This window comes from Curtobacterium sp. 18060 (assembly GCF_902706105.1).
Classification (GTDB): Bacteria; Actinomycetota; Actinomycetes; order Actinomycetales; family Microbacteriaceae; genus Curtobacterium.
Map to the genome: position 1 here is coordinate 1 of NZ_CACSJV010000067.1, position 14,964 is coordinate 14,964.

General features: G+C 71.6%; 13 protein-coding genes. 7 read left to right on the forward strand and 6 right to left on the reverse strand.

What is annotated here, in order from left to right:
- The first annotated feature begins 130 nt into the window (after nucleotides 1-130).
- Nucleotides 131-1,162 (forward strand): NADPH:quinone reductase, encoded by a 1,032-nt coding sequence (locus GVL05_RS18360; protein ID WP_159574070.1) that lies wholly within the window; start codon nucleotides 131-133, stop codon nucleotides 1,160-1,162.
- A gap of 70 nt (nucleotides 1,163-1,232) precedes the next feature.
- On the opposite strand, the gene GVL05_RS18365 is transcribed toward GVL05_RS18360, so the two are convergent.
- Together GVL05_RS18365 and GVL05_RS18370 are read right to left on the reverse strand one after the other, a co-directional pair.
- On the reverse strand, nucleotides 1,233-1,418 hold the full coding sequence (locus GVL05_RS18365; RefSeq protein WP_123312988.1) for a hypothetical protein: 186 nt from the start codon (nucleotides 1,416-1,418) through the stop codon (nucleotides 1,233-1,235).
- A 41-nt stretch (nucleotides 1,419-1,459) separates the two neighbouring features.
- Nucleotides 1,460-2,269, reverse strand: a complete 810-nt coding sequence (locus tag GVL05_RS18370; protein ID WP_159574071.1) for a hypothetical protein — start codon at nucleotides 2,267-2,269, stop codon at nucleotides 1,460-1,462.
- 113 nt (nucleotides 2,270-2,382) lie between these two features.
- Here GVL05_RS18370 and GVL05_RS18375 point away from each other — a divergent pair, with 113 nt between their 5' ends.
- Together GVL05_RS18375 and GVL05_RS18380 are read left to right on the forward strand one after the other, a co-directional pair.
- A complete protein-coding gene (locus GVL05_RS18375; protein WP_159574072.1) occupies nucleotides 2,383-3,279 on the forward strand; it encodes a patatin-like phospholipase family protein in 897 nt (298 codons plus the stop codon).
- Nucleotides 3,276-5,336 (forward strand): alpha/beta fold hydrolase, encoded by a 2,061-nt coding sequence (locus tag GVL05_RS18380; RefSeq protein WP_159574073.1) that lies wholly within the window; start codon nucleotides 3,276-3,278, stop codon nucleotides 5,334-5,336. The genes GVL05_RS18375 and GVL05_RS18380 overlap by 4 nt, the downstream gene beginning before the upstream one ends.
- A 99-nt stretch (nucleotides 5,337-5,435) precedes the next feature.
- Here GVL05_RS18380 and GVL05_RS18385 read toward each other — a convergent pair whose 3' ends face one another.
- The gene (locus GVL05_RS18385) at nucleotides 5,436-6,629 is read right to left on the reverse strand and encodes an acyl-CoA dehydrogenase family protein (protein ID WP_131922576.1); all 1,194 of its coding nucleotides are present in this window, start codon (nucleotides 6,627-6,629) and stop codon (nucleotides 5,436-5,438) included.
- A gap of 47 nt (nucleotides 6,630-6,676) precedes the next feature.
- Here GVL05_RS18385 and GVL05_RS18390 point away from each other — a divergent pair, with 47 nt between their 5' ends.
- A complete protein-coding gene (locus tag GVL05_RS18390) occupies nucleotides 6,677-7,285 on the forward strand; it encodes a QsdR family transcriptional regulator (RefSeq protein WP_159574074.1) in 609 nt (202 codons plus the stop codon).
- A complete protein-coding gene (locus GVL05_RS18395) occupies nucleotides 7,282-7,725 on the forward strand; it encodes a thioesterase family protein (RefSeq protein ID WP_159574075.1) in 444 nt (147 codons plus the stop codon). The genes GVL05_RS18390 and GVL05_RS18395 overlap by 4 nt, the downstream gene beginning before the upstream one ends.
- A 19-nt stretch (nucleotides 7,726-7,744) precedes the next feature.
- Here the strand turns inward: GVL05_RS18395 and GVL05_RS18400 are convergent, their stop codons facing one another.
- From GVL05_RS18400 to GVL05_RS18410, 3 genes are all read right to left on the reverse strand, one after another.
- Complete coding sequence (locus GVL05_RS18400; RefSeq protein WP_159574076.1) at nucleotides 7,745-7,894, reverse strand: hypothetical protein; 150 nt, start codon at nucleotides 7,892-7,894, stop codon at nucleotides 7,745-7,747.
- A 57-nt stretch (nucleotides 7,895-7,951) separates the two neighbouring features.
- Nucleotides 7,952-8,392 (reverse strand): VOC family protein, encoded by a 441-nt coding sequence (locus tag GVL05_RS18405; RefSeq protein WP_123292422.1) that lies wholly within the window; start codon nucleotides 8,390-8,392, stop codon nucleotides 7,952-7,954.
- Nucleotides 8,393-8,550: 158 nt separating this feature from the next.
- Nucleotides 8,551-12,009 carry a bifunctional proline dehydrogenase/L-glutamate gamma-semialdehyde dehydrogenase gene (locus tag GVL05_RS18410; RefSeq protein WP_159574077.1) on the reverse strand — a complete coding sequence of 1,153 codons (3,459 nt, stop codon included), beginning with the start codon at nucleotides 12,007-12,009 and terminating at the stop codon, nucleotides 8,551-8,553.
- A gap of 81 nt (nucleotides 12,010-12,090) precedes the next feature.
- On the opposite strand from GVL05_RS18410, the gene GVL05_RS18415 reads away from it, so the two are divergent.
- Nucleotides 12,091-13,020 (forward strand): LysR family transcriptional regulator, encoded by a 930-nt coding sequence (locus GVL05_RS18415; RefSeq protein WP_159574078.1) that lies wholly within the window; start codon nucleotides 12,091-12,093, stop codon nucleotides 13,018-13,020.
- A gap of 91 nt (nucleotides 13,021-13,111) precedes the next feature.
- A complete protein-coding gene (locus GVL05_RS18420; RefSeq protein WP_159574079.1) occupies nucleotides 13,112-14,740 on the forward strand; it encodes a hypothetical protein in 1,629 nt (542 codons plus the stop codon).
- The last annotated feature ends 224 nt before the right edge of the window (nucleotides 14,741-14,964 follow it).

The following is a 14,964-nucleotide window of genomic DNA, read 5'->3' on the forward strand; positions in this document are numbered from 1 at the left end:
GGCGGGGCGGGGGGCGCTTCGTGAGCAGAAATGGTCGGGTCCGCCGAACGCACCCGACCATTTGTGCTCACGAAGTGCCGCCACGCCCACACTCGGAATCCCCGACGGCGGCGAGTGGTTGCCTGGGGGCATGCGATCGATCGTCTACACGAAGCCCGGTGACAGCAGCGTCCTCGAACTCGTCGAGCGGGACGTCCCCGAACCCGGCGCCGGCGAGGTCCGCGTCCGCGTCGTCGTCTCCGGCGTGAACCCGACGGACTGGAAGGCCCGGGCCGGCGGTACCTACGGCGACGGACTGCCCTTCCCCGAGATCACCCCGAACCAGGACGGCGCCGGTGTCGTCGACGCGGTCGGCCCGGGTGTCGAGCACCTCGCCGTCGGTGACCGCGTGTGGCTCTTCATGGCCGCCGCCTCGCGCCCGACCGGAACTGCACAGGAGTACACCGTCGTGCCGGAGACCCGAGCGGTCCGCCTGCCCGACGAGACGAGCTTCGACATCGGTGCTTCGCTCGGTGTCCCGGCGATGACCGCGCACCGCGCCCTCACGACGCACGAGGACGGCCCCGCACGACTCGGCCCCGGTGCGCTCGACGGCGTCACGGTGCTCGTCGCCGGTGGTGCCGGAGCGGTGGGGCACGCGGCGATCCAGCTCGCCCGTTGGGCCGGCGCGACGGTGATCACGACGATCAGCTCGGACGACAAGGCCGCACTCGCCACCGCGGCGGGTGCCCACCACGTCGTGAACTACCGGCAGGACGACGCCGCGGCTCGCATCCGCGAGATCGCGCGGGACGGCGTCGACATCGTCGTCGAGGTGTCGATCCCCCAGAACGCCGAGCTGGTCGCCGACGTCCTCGCGAACCACGGCGTCGTGTCGATCTACGCGAACAACGGCGGCGACGAGGCCACGCTGCCGATCCGCCCGAACATGAGCGTGAACGCGCGCTACCAGTTCCTGCTGCTCTACACGATCGGCGACGAGGCCTTGGCCGCAGCAGCCGAGGACGTCACCGAGGCGCTGCACGACGGCGTGCTGCCGGTCGGCGCGGACGCGGGACTGCCGCTCACCCGCTTCGACCTCGCCCGCACCGCGGACGCGCACGACGCCCTCGAGCAGGACACCGTCGGCAAGGTGCTGATCGACGTGCCCCAGGCGCAGTAGCCCCGATGCCCAGACCACGAACGGCTCCCACACCCGTGGGAGCCGTTCGTGGTGGACGATGCGGGAAGGGTCAGCGACCCAGGCGCGCGGCGATGGCTGCGGCGACCCGGATCCGGGCTGCTTCGCGCTCGCGCTCGATGTTGGCGGCGATGACGTCGAGGTCCTCGTAGTCGGCGTCGGTGGTGGTGTCGTTCCAGTTCGGCGATGAGATCCGGGCACGCCCGAACGACGGCGGAGCAGGGTTCACGGTCGTCATGAGGGCATCGTACGTCGAGCGTCCGACAGAGCGTGTGAGCATCACGGGCCTTTCCTTGGATTGCGGTCGCGCTCGGGGAACGAGTAGGTCAACGAGAACGCCACGGCCATGAACGACGCCATCATCGCGATGTTCTTGGCGTCGAGTTCGGTGAAGGCGTCGGGGACCGGGGAGTCGACGGTGAGCATGCCGAACGAGTACTGGTCGGACCGGATCACCACCGAGACGTACGACGAGTAGCGCGGTTCGAAGCCCGGCACGTCCTGGTCCACGTCGACGTCGGCCGAGCGGTCGCCGACGATCCGGGGTGATCCCCCGACCAGCACCCACTCGAGGTTGCGGTCGCCGTAGGGCGTGCCCGCGCGGAAGACCCCGGCGGTGTCGCCGGCACCCCCGTGACCGATCGGCTCGAGCGCACGCAGATCGGTGGACAGCTGGTACACGTTTGCCCGGACGTCGGGCACCTTCGGCAGCAGGTAGAACGCCAGGGCCACGGCGACCCGGTCGGCGACGACGGAGAGTTCGCCGTGGCGCTCGGAACGGGGCAGTTCGGTGAACCGGACGAGCCGGGTGGCGATCTGGCCGAACGCGTACCGGACCGCCGTCGACTGTTCGAGTCCGGCCCCGGTCGCGTTCTCCTCGGCCACCGCCCGCGCAGCGTCGCTGCGTCGGGTCCGGACCACCTGCACCGCCACGGCACCGGCCAGCACGACGAGCCCGAACACGACGAGCGACAGTCGCACAGCCGGGGTGACGAACAGGTTCGGCAGCTGGAACGCCGCAGTGGGCGCGGCCGCCACCACGATCGGCCACCCGACCGTGCCGACCCGTCCTGAACGCTGTTGCCCCATGACCACGACGCTAGGTCACGCCACCGACGCAGACGGAGTTGTCCACAGGTCGGTTCTCCACAGGATCCGTCGGGCTCCACCGGCCCGTCGCACGCAGCTGGTAAGCAAGACCCATGACCGATGCCAGCACGCCCGTTCCCGGATCCAGAGCCCTCGTCCTGGGGGGCGGAGGTGTCGCCGGCATCGCCTGGGAGGTCGGCGTCCTCACCGCCCTGCAGGACGCCGGCGTCGACCTCGATGCCGCAGACCTGGTCGTCGGCACGAGCGCCGGCAGCGTCGTCGGCGCCTTCGTCCGGAACGGCGCGGTGCAGCAGGCGTACGACCAGCAGCACACCCCCGCGCCGACGACCTACGTCGAGCCGCCGGCCATCGACACCGACGCCGTCCAGCAGCGGATCGGTGCCGCGCTCGAGGGGGCGACCGGCGAGCAGGACGCGCGCGCCCGCCTCGGCCTCGCCGCCCAGCAGGTCACCGACGGACAGTCCGATGACGAGCGCGTGGCGACCTTCACCGAGACCCTGCCGTCCACCGACTGGCCGGCGAAGCCGCTCGCGATCACCGCGGTCGACGCCACCGACGGCACGTTCCGACTACTGACCGCGGCCGACGGCGTCCCGCTCTCCCGTGCGGTCGCCGCGAGCTGCTCCGTGCCCTTCGTGTGGTCACCCGTCGGCATCGAGGGCCGACCGTACGTCGACGGCGGGGTCCGCTCCGGCACGAACGCCGACGCCGCCGCCGGACACGAGCGTGTCCTCGTCATCGCCTGCGGTCCCGAGGGTCCGTCGCCGGTCGGCCCGTGGCTCGACGTCGCGGTCGAGTCGCTCCGCGCCGGCGGCAGCTCGGTCGAGGTCGTCGTGGCGGACAGCACCGCGCAGGAAGCCTTCGGCACGAACTCGCTCTCGCTGGCCACCCAGGCGCCCTCGGCCGAAGCCGGCCGCGCCCAGGGCACTGCGGTCGCCGAGCAGATCGCCGCCTTCTGGGCCGATGACCTGGTGAGCGTGGTCGCATGACGACGCCGTTCTCCGACCTCGACCAGTACATCGCGCTCCCCCGGGTCGACGGGATCGCGATCAGCCCCGACGGTGAGCGCGTCGCCCTGACGGTCAGTGTGCTCGACCCGGACGGCACCGGGTACCGGCGCTCGATCTGGCAGGTGCCCGCGACCCCGACCGTCGACGCGGACGGACCCACCGCACGCCCGGTCCGCCTCACCCGTTCCGCCAAGGGCGAGGGCGGCATCTCCTTCACCCGCAGCGGCGACCTGCTCTTCGTCTCGGCCCGCCCCGACGCCGATGCCACCGACGTCGAGGCCGCGCAACTCTGGGTCCTCCCGGCGGCCGGTGGTGAAGCGCGCCCCCTGACGCGGCTCACCGGCGGGGTCGGCGGCGTCCTGGCGACCGCTGCGGCCGCCGACACCGTCGCGCTCACCGCCGACCTGCTGCCCGGCGCCGGTACCGACCCGGCCACCGTGGTCGACGCCGACGCCCAGCTCCGGAAGGCCCGCACGGACAAGAAGGTCCGCGCGATCCTGCACGAGACGTACCCGGTCCGGTACTGGGACCACGACCTCGGTCCCGACCAGACCCACATCCTCACGCTCGACCTGGCCGAAGGCCAGACCGAAGACCACGCCGAGGACGCAACCGCGCTCCCCCGCCTCACCGACCGCACGCCGGCTCCCGGCCGGTCGCTGGACCACGTCGCCGGGGCACTCACGCCCGACGGTTCCGTCCTGTTGGCAGCCGTGGGCGTCCGGGAGGCCCGTGGGGACCGTTCGACGCTCGTCACGATCGACTGCACCAGCGGCCACCGCACGGTGCTGTTCGACGACGCCGACGTCGACCGCGAGATGCCCACCCTGAGCCACGACGGTCGCACGATCGCCTGGGTCCGGACGGTGCGCTCCACCCCCGCCGGTGCGAACCAGCAAGAGGTCTGGACCGCCGGCATCGACGGGTCGGACCCGCGCCGCATCGCGACCGACTGGGACCGCTGGCCGAGCGAGCTCGTGTTCGAGCACGGCGACCGGGCACTGCTCGCCGTGGCCGACCAGGACGGCCGGGCGCCCGTGTTCCGCATCCCGCTCGACGGCGCAGCCGTCGAACAGCTGACCCACGACGACTGGGCGTACTCGAGCCTGCGCGTGGCGGAGGCGACGGGCGCGGTCGTGGCGCTCCGGGCCTCCTGGGCGGCACCACTGCACCCCGTGCGGATCGCGACGGACGGCGAGGTGACCCCGCTCGCGACGCCTGCGCCCCTGCCCGAGGTCCCCGCGCACCTGGAAGAGGTCGAGACGACCGCGGCCGACGGCGCGCGCGTGCGCGGCTGGCTGGTCGTGCCGGAGGGTGACGGGCCGCACCCGCTGCTGCTCTGGATCCACGGCGGACCGCTCAACTCGTGGAACCAGTGGTCGTGGCGGTGGAACCCGATGCTCCTGGCGGCGCGCGGGTACGCCGTGCTGCTGCCGGACCCGGCACTGTCGACCGGCTACGGGCTCGACTTCGTGAACCGTGGGTGGAACGCGTGGGGGCAGGCGCCGTACACCGACCTGCTGGCGATCACGGACGTGGTCGAGGCCCGAGCGGACATCGACGAGACCCGCACGGCGGCGATGGGCGGCTCGTTCGGCGGCTACATGGCGAACTGGGTCGCCGGGCACACCGACCGCTTCCGCGCGATCGTCACGCACGCGAGCTTGTGGGCGCTCGACCAGTTCAACGGCACCACGGACGCGTCGCAGTACTGGTCGTCGATCTTCGACGCCGCCGGCATCGAGGCCAACGACCCGCACCGCTTCGTGGCCGACATCACGTCACCGATGCTCGTGGTCCACGGCGACAAGGACTACCGGGTGCCGATCGGCGAGGGGCTGCGACTGTGGTCCGAGCTCGCCGAGCACCACGCGGCCGACGACGGCACGATGCCGCACCGGTTCCTGTACTTCCCGGACGAGAACCACTGGGTGCTCTCGCCGCAGCACGCCGTGGTCTGGTACGAGACGGTGTTCGCGTTCCTCGGGCAGCACGTGCTCGGCCAGGAGTGGGAGCGGCCGGAGCTGCTCGGGTAGCGCGGGCGTGGCGGTCGACCCGGAACGACACGATCGACGTCGCACGACATCGAGAACGTCGTTCCGGGTCGGATCCACCCGACCGACCCGAGCCCCGCGCTACACGAACGCGGCCTGCCCGGTGATCGCCCGACCGACGATGAGCGTGTTCACCTCGCGCGTGCCCTCGTACGAGTAGATCGCCTCGGCGTCCGCGAAGAACCGGGCGACGCCCTTGTCGAGCACGATGCCGTTGCCGCCCTGCACCTCGCGGCACCAGCCGACGGTCTCGCGCATCTTCGCGGTCGCGAACGCCTTCGCCAGGGCGGAGTGCTCGTCGCCCCCGACACCGGCGTCCTGCATGGCCGAGGCCTGCGTGCAGAGCGCGATCGAGGCCGTGATGTTCGACAGCGACTTCACGAGCAGGTCCTGCACGAGCTGGTGCGCGGCGATGGGCTTACCGAACTGGATCCGCTCGCGGGCGTACGCGAGCGCCGCGTCGTAGGCGCCGACCGCGATGCCGACGGCCTGCCAGGCCACCTCGGTGCGGGTCAGACGGAGCACCTCCGCCGTCGACCGGAACGAGTCGGCGCGCTGGAGCCGACGCGATTCCGGCACACGCACCCCCTGCATGACGATGTCGGCGTTCTGCACCCCCCGCAGCGCGATCTTGTCCTCGATCTTCGTGGCGGTGAAGCCGGGGGTGTCCGTGGTGACCAGGAAGCCCTTCACCTGTTCGTCCGCGACGTCCTTCGCCCAGATGACGACGACGTCGGCGAAGGTGGCGTTGCCGATCCAGCGCTTCTCACCGTCGAGCACCCACGTGTCGCCGTCGCGGCGGGCGGTGGTGCGCAGGCCACGGGCGGAGTCGCTGCCGGACAGCGGTTCGGTCAGGCCGAACGCACCGATGAGCTCGCCGGCCGCCATGCGCGGCAGCCACTCGCGCTGCTGTTCTTCGCTGCCGGCGACGGCGATCGAGTTCATCGCCAGACCCGACTGCACGCCGATGAACGTCGCGACGCTGGCGTCGACGCGTCCGAGCTCGAGCGCAGCCCACCCGCGGTACACGGCCGAGTTCTCGAACTGGCGCACGAGCGGGATCCCCGGCCCGTACATCCCGAGCTCGGCGAGCGGGGCGATCACCTGCATCGGGAACTCGGCGCGTGCCCAGTACCCGTCGGCGATGGGCGCGACCTCGCGCTCGAGGTACTCGCGGAGTCGCCCGATCGACGCACGCTCCGGCTCGGTCAGCTGCTGTTGGAAGCCGTAGAAGTCCGATTCGAGGAGGCCCGTCGTGGGCGTCAGCGTTGACATGGAACCAACGATGCATCATTCTCGAAAACGTTGCAAGGGAGGCTCGCGTGTACACATCGGATTCTGCGCTGCGCGCCTTCCGGGAGGCCCGCCACACGTTCATCGACGGCTCCCGCATCGACATGGGCGCGTTGGCTGCCGCACTCGGCGTGGACCGTACGTCACTGTTCCGGTGGGTGGGCAACCGTGACCGGTTGCTGTCCGAGATCCTGTGGTCCCTCGCAGTCCCGACGCTCGACCGGGCGTCCCGTGCTGCCGACACGATCGGGTCGTCCGGAGCGGCGCGCATCGTCGACGTGCTCGACCGGTTCACCGCCGACCTCATCGACGCCACCTACTTCCGCGCCTTCCTGACCCGCGAGCCCGCGCGGGCGATGCGCCTGCTGACCACCTCGGAGAGCGACGTGCAGAGCCGGTTCGTCGAGCGGGTCACCGCGCTCGTGGTCGAGGAGCAGTCGTCCGGCGAGTTCGATCCGGCCCCGCTGTCCGCCGAGGAGCTCGCCCGGCTGCTCGTCCGGATCTCAGAGTCGTTCACCTACGCTGAGTTCATCTCCGGTGAGGCCCCCGACCCCGTCCGGGCACGCGCCGCGTTCGAGTACGTGCTGCGCCCCGCCGCCGATCACGCCACACCCGCACCTCCGATCGGAGACCGATGACCATCGACGAGTACCCGTTCCGCCGCCTCTACCCCACGCGGTGGAACGACAACGACATGTTCGGGCACGTCAACAACACGATCTACTACTCGGCGATGGACAACGCGTCGACGTACTGGTTCCGCGAGGAAGCGGGTCTCGACCCCTTCACGTCGGAGTGGATCGCAGTGCTGGTGTCGTCGAGCTGCCGCTTCGTCGAGTCCGCCGTGTGGCCGGACGTCATCGAGGTCGGGATGCGGTCCAAGCACCTCGGCAACACGAGCCTGTCGTGGGAGTTCGGCCTGTTCCGGCAGTCCGACGGCGCACTGCTCGCCACCGGTGAGTTCGCGCACGTCATCATCGACCGCGAGGGCGCCCGCCGACCGATCCCCCTACCGGAGTCGCTGCGCGCGCTCGTGACCGGCACGATGGTCGCCCAGGAGCCCGCAGTCGTCGATTGACCGCGCGCACGACGCCCGGTCAGGGGCGGTAGTCGTCGCGACGGGGCTGGTTCAGCCGCACAGCGAGGTCGTCACCCGCGGGCTTTGCGCCGTTCAGGGTCCCGAGCACCTTCGCCGCCGTCGACAACACGAAGCCGATCCCCCGGCCGATGGCTTGAATGAAGCGCATGACGTCCCCTCTCGTCACCCCATGCTAGCCCGCGGCCCGAGGACTGCTCAGGACTGCTCAGGACTTGAGGGCAGCGAGCTCGAGGTTGATGTCGTCGGGGTCCTGCACGGACAGGATCACCATGCCGGCGTCGCCGAGGTCGGTCACCTCGCCGTGCTCGACCCCCGCGGCGTCGAGACGTGCAGCCGCCTGGTGCAGTTCGTCGACCGACCCCACGACGAAGCTCACGTGGTCGAGCCCGACGGTATCCGGATCGAACGTCTGCCCCGCCGGGGCGACCGGGCGGAGACCGAAGACCTGGTCGCCGAGCCGGAACACGGAGCCGCCGTAGAAGCGCTCACGGTCCTCGCGAACGCCGGGCTCGTCGACCTGGTCGCTGAAGTCGATCGCCGGGTCGGTGCCGAGCAGCTGCTGGTAGAACGCCTTGCTGCGGTGGATGTCGGTCACGGTGACGCGGACGTGGGCGAGGGCGGTCGGACGTGCGAACGGTTCGGTCATGGTGGGGCTCCTCCGGGTTCGACCCGACGCCAGTGCTGTCGGGTGCGCGCCGTGGTTGCGACGCGCACCCGAGGCAACGCTCTGCCCCTCCGAAGCACCCGACACTGTGCGGCGACCGGACAGCGGCGCTGGACCCGAACGCCAGCGCCGCGGTCCGGTCAGATGAGCTCGTCGGTCAGGTGGTTCGGCGTGCCGAAGCGGTGCGCCGTGATCGAGACCGCCTGCTCGCGGACGAACGGCAGGATCTCGAGCCGCCCGGCTTCGGTCACGGGGCCGCCGTACACCGCGACGTCGGGACGCCCGCCGATCGCCGAGTACAGCGTCGACGTGTCGCCGCCGATGAGCCGGACACGGGTCGACGGGCCCGCCGCGATCGACGACGCGAAGGACTCGTCGGAGACCGCCTGCGACACGGAGCGCACGTTGGGCAGCGAGCGGAGCGCCGATGCGACGGGTGTCGGCAGCGCGGCGGCCGTCGAGACGTCGATCGCCGTGCCGGCCCGGAGCGCAGCCGCGACGACGCGGACGAGGTCAGGAACAGCATCCTCGTCACCAGAAGCCAGGCGCACCTGCACCGACGGGAACGGCAGGTACCGCGCGATGTTCCGCTCGGCGCTGAGAGCCGAGACGTCGGTCGCGGTGCCGAACAGCGTCGACCAGGCCTGCTCGTCCGACGCCAGCGACCGGTCGAGCACCGGCGAGGTGACCCCGGCCGCACGGACGAAGGCGCTGACCGGAGCAGAAGGAACGGACGCAGCAGTCGACGCAGCAGGCGCCCACGACCCGAGCCCGAGCAGGTAGTTCAGCCCGCCGGCCTTCGTGCCCGCGCCGACGGCCGACTTCTTCCACCCACCGAACGGCTGGCGGCGGACGATCGCACCGGTGATGCCGCGGTTGACGTAGAGGTTGCCCGCCTGGATCCGCCCGAGCCAGGTGCCGATCTCGGCCGGGTCGAGCGAGTGCAGGCCCGAGGTCAGGCCGTAGTCGACCTCGTTGACGATGTCGATCGCTTCGTCGAGGGTGTCGGCGGTCATCATGCCGAGGATCGGGCCGAAGTACTCGGTGCGGTGGAACTCCGAGCCGCGGCGGACGCCCTGGCGGACACCGGGGCTCCAGAGCTTGCCGGTCTCGTCGAGCTGCTTCGGCTCGACGGCCCAGGTCTCCCCCGCGCCGAGCGTCGTCAGGCCGGCGAGCAGCTTGCCCGACGCCGGCTCGATGATCGGTCCCATCTGGGTGGTGGGGTCGGTCGGCGAGCCGACGGTGAGCGAGGACACGGCGTCGAGGAGCTGGTTGCGGAAGCGCTTCGACTTCGCGACCGAGCCGACCATCACCACGAGCGACGCGGCCGAGCACTTCTGGCCGGCGTGCCCGAAGGCCGAGGCGACGACGTCCTTCACCGCGAGGTCGAGGTCCGACGACGGGGTGACGATCACGGCGTTCTTGCCCGAGGTCTCGGCGAGCAGCGGCAGGTCCGGGCGGAATGAGCGGAACAGCTCGGCGGTCTCGTAGGCACCGGTGAGGATCACCTGGTCGACCATCGGCGAGGCGATGAGCTGCTGGCCGAGCTCGTTCTCGGACACCTGCAGGAACGCGAGCACGTCGGCCGGGGCGCCGTGGGCGTCGAGGGCGGTCTCGATGATGGACGCGAGGACGGCCCCGGAGCGCTCGGCGGGCGGCGCCGGCTTGAGGACGACGGCGGACCCGGCAGCGAGTGCGGCCAGGGTCGAGCCGGCGGGGATCGCGACCGGGAAGTTCCACGGCGGCGCGACGAGGGTGAGCGTGGCGGGCGTGAAGGTCGCACCGTCGAGGTCGTCGAGCTGGGACGCGAGCGAGCCGTAGAAGTGCGCGAAGTCGATCGCCTCGGACACCTCGGGGTCGGCCTGGTCGATGGTCTTGCCGGTCTCCGCGGCCATGACCTCGATGAGTGCTGCGCGGTTCGCCTCGAGCGCGTCGCCGACGGCGTGCAGCACGGCGCCGCGAGCGGCACCGGACCAGGTCCCCCAGACCGCACCGGCGGCCTGGACGCGAGCGAGTGCCGAGTCGAGCGACGCGGCGGAGTCGACCCGGGCCTCCTGGACGGCGCGGACGCCGAGCGTCGACGACGCGATCCGGTCCGTGATGGCCGAACCCCACTGGCGCACCGACGCGACCGACGGGTCGCTGTCCGGCGTGTTCTCGAACCGGCCGGGCCCCGGTCGCCCGACGGCCGTGTAGCGGTCGGCGACGCGGTGGGACGCGGGAGCGGCGAGGCCCTCGGGTGTGGCGAGCGGCACGAGCGAGGCGCGGAAGCGCTCTTCCTCGCGGGCGAAGAGCGGCGGCGACGACACGAGCGAGAAGACTGCTGACATGAAGTTGTCCTGCGAGGCGCCCTCTTCGAGGCGACGGATCAGGTACGCGATCGCGACGTCGAACTCGCCGGGGTGGACGACCGGCGTGTAGAGCAGGAGGGAACCGACCGTGTTCTTCACTGCCGACGCCTGGCCCTGCGCCATGCCGAGCAGCATCTCGAACTCGATGCCGTCCCGAACGCCTCGTTCGCCGGCGAGCAGCCACGCGTGCGCGACGTCGAACAGGTTGTGCCCGGCGACACCGACGCGGACGTTCTCGACGCGCGACGGGGTGAGCGCCCAGTCGAGCACCCGCTTGTAGTTGGTGTCGGAGTCCTGCTTGGTGTGCCAGGTGGCGAGCGGCCAGCCGTGCACCGAGGCCTCGACCTGCTCCATCGGCAGGTTCGCGCCCTTGACCAGGCGGACCTTGATGCCAGCACCACCGCGGGCGCGGCGGGCGGCGGACCACTCCTGCAGCTGCTCCATCGCGGCGAGCGCGTCGGGCAGGTACGCCTGCAGGACGATGCCGGCTTCGAGCCCGAGGAACGCCGGCTCGTCGAGGAGCTTGGTGAAGACCGCGATCGTCAGGTCGAGGTCCTTGTACTCCTCCATGTCGAGGTTGATGAACTTCGCCGGGGTCGAGGCCGCGGCGCGCTCGAACAGCGGGCGGAGCTGCTCGACGATGTCGTCGACGGCGTGGTCGAACGCCCACGGCGAGTGCGGGTGCACGGTCGACGAGACCTTGATCGACACGTAGTCGACGTCGTCGCGCGCCAGGAGCTTGTGCGTGCCCTCGAGCCGGCGTGCGGCCTCGCGCTCGCCCAGCACGGCCTCGCCGAGCAGGTTCACGTTGAGCCGGACGCCGTCCCGCTTGATCTTGGCGATGGCGGGCCCGAGCTTCGAGTCGGTCGCGTCGACGATGAGGTGGCCGACCATGCCCCGGAGCACCCGGCGGGCGATGGGCACGACGACGGTCGGCAGGGCCGGGGCCATGCCGCCACCGAGGCGCACGAGTCCGCGCATCGCTGCGGGCAGGAACCCGGGGGCTGCAGGTGCGATCTGCCGGAGCTTGCGGGCGGCGACGGCCAGGTCTTCCGGGCGGACGACGCCGTCCACGAAGCCGACCGCGAAGTCCAGACCGGCGGGGTCGGCGAGCACCCCGGCGAGTTGCTTGGCGGAGCCGTCGACCGGGAACGACTCGGCCTCGGCCAGCCACTGTCGGACGAGTGCGACGGACTGGTCCGCCAAGGCGTCGTGGTCGGTGGCGGGGTGCTCGTGCAGGGTCGTCATGGGTTCAGTGTGGAGCGCCCGACTCATCAGCGGAAGCAACGGTTCGTGATGGGTACCCGTAAGTTCCGCTACCGTGAGCACGTGCTCGATGTCCGCCGTCTCGTCCTGCTCCGTGAGCTCTCCATCCGGGGCACGATCGCCGCGGTCGCCGAGGCCGTGAACTTCACCCCGTCGGCCGTCTCGCAGCAGCTCAGCACCCTGGAGCGCGAGGCCGGCGTGCCCCTGCTCAGGAAGGCCGGCCGGCGCCTGCAGCTCACCCCGCAGGCCGAGGTCCTGGTGCAGGCGGCCGGGCACGTGCTGGACGTCCTCGAGCTGGCGCAGTCGCAGGTCGAGGAGACGATGCCGACCGTGCAGGGGCGGATCCGTGTCGCGGTGTTCCAGTCCGCGGCCCTCGCCCTCATGCCGAACGCCCTGCACGCCATGGCGACCGAGCACCCGGACGTCCGCATCGAGATGGTGCAGCGGGAACCGGAGACGGCCCTGCACGAGACGTGGGCCCGGGACTTCGACGTGGTCATCGCGGAGCAGTACCCCGCGCACGCGGCTCCGCACCTTCCCGGGCTCGACCGGTCGGATCTGACCACCGACGCGGTCCGGCTCGCACTGCCCCCGGTGGACACCGCGCTCGTACCGGTGTCGTCGATCGAGGACGCAGGCGCGCTGCCCTGGGTGATGGAGCCCCGCGGGACCGCGTCGCGGCACTTCGCCGAGCAGGTCTGCCGACGCTGGGGCTTCGAGCCCGACGTCCGCTACGAGACCGCCGACCTGCAGACGCAGATCCGGCTCGTGGAGTCCGGGAACGCCGTCAGCCTGATGCCCGACCTCATGTGGACGGGTCGGACGACGACGTGCCGACTGGTCGAGCTGCCCGAGCACCCGCGCCGGACCATCTTCACGGTGGTCCGGTCGGCCGGGTCGTCCTCCCCTGCGGTCCGCGCACTCCGCCACGCCCTGGAGCGCGCGGCCGCAGCGGTCGGTGACACCGGTACGGACGTCGTGACCGATCCGTGACCTCCGACACGTCAGGACCGGTCGTCGTGGGACATTCCCTGGGTAGAGGACGCTGATCGAGCGTCCCACCCAGGCATCCGAGGGGGATCCCATGAACCAGTCCTGCAAGTACACGCTCCGCCGCAGCGCGGCGATCGGAGCGGCGATCGCGATCGTCACCGCCTCGTCGGCGTTCGGCATCGGCGCGAGCGCCGCCTCCGCGGCGACCGGCGAGACTGCCGCACCGAGCACCACCGCGACGTCGGCACCGCAAGACGCGACCACCGCACCCGACACCACGGCGGCCGGCACCGACACCGACACCGAGACCGAGACCGAGACCGAGACCACCACCGGTACCGACACGCAGCACGGCGCACCGGACGGCGCGCCCGCCGACCCGGCACCGACCACCGACTCGGGGCCGACCACCGAGACGGCGGCGCCGGACAACACGCCGACACCCACCCCGGCCTCGACCACGACGCCCACCGCGGACCCGGGGACGACGACCCCCGCCGCCGAACAACCCGCTCCCGAGGCATCGACGCCCGTCACCTGGGCGGAGCCGTCGACCAAGGACTCGCCGATCGTCCTCACCGCGACCGCCGGCCAGCCGTTCTCGCACACCTTCACCGCCCAGGGCGGCGACGGCCCGCTGGAGTACCTGTTCAACCCGCTGAACTTCTTCCCGAACAACGACGTCAACGGCTGGTCCTGGAACGAGCAGACCGGTGTCCTGAGCGCCACCCCGAAGAGCACGATCGACGGGCCCGCACTGTTCGAGGTCACCGCGACCGACCTGCACCAGACCGCGGTGCAGTACATCCAGGTCGACATCGAGCCCGGCGCCCCGGTGGGCGTCACGTTCGGCGTCGACATCCCGGACTCCGACGTGAGCTGGCAGGTCGACGCCGACGGGACGATCCGGGAGTACGCGCCGGGTGGCACCGGTGAGACCGTGGTGTCGGAGGTCCCCGCCACCGTCGGCTCCTCGATGACCCTCGCGGGGCTGGCCGTCGACGCGCTGGGCAACCGCACCACCCCGGGCGACGAGTACCCGCGGTCGACCGTCACGAGCACCACCGCGTCCGACGGCGTGGTCTGGGACCCGAAGTGGTCGGCGAACACGGTGACGTTCTCGGAGCCGGGTACCCGCACGCTGACGGTGTCCGAGGGCGGCGTCTCGACCTCGTTCACGGTCCGCGTCTCCGAGGCCCCCGCTCCCGTCGCCGGCATCGCCGTCGGGGTGCTCCCCGCGGACGAGACGACCGGGGACCGGTGGGGCGTCGAGGGCGACGTGATCACCTACTACCCGGCGGACGGCGATGCGCAGCGGGTCGACGCGATCCCGGCCCGACAGGGTGACCGGGTGCAGATCCGCGCCCTGGCCGTGGACGCCGACGGGCAGCCGGTCGGTGACCACACCGACCTCACCTTCACGAGCGATGTGGCCAGCGACCGCATCGAGTACGACCCCGAGGCTGCGGCCACGTGGGTGACCTTCGAGCACGCGTCGCCGCACACGGTCACCGTGGCGTCCGGGGACGTGACGAGCACCATCCGCTTCGAGGTGCAGCCGACGGCGACGACCACGGTCACGACCCCCCACACGCCGACCGCATCGGGCACCCTCGCGTACACCGGCGCCGACGAGGCCGGCCCGCTCGCGTGGACCCTCGGCCTCCTGGCATCGGGTGCCGGCCTGCTCGTCTGGCGCCTCCGTCGCCGACTCGGCTGAGGCACGTCACGGCGACCGCCTGACGGACCGGAGGCGCGGGGCACGACCGCCCCGCGCCTCCCGTCCGTCGTCGCGCGTTCCTGTGAGAAACCCCAGATGAGAGCCGGTAGTACCGAGATGAAACCGTGATCTCCGGCGGGGCTCGGAACGGGTCCGCGAACCGTAATGTCAGCACTGACGAGCGCACGATCACCGGGCGCTCGCGACCCGGACTCCCAGGGGGG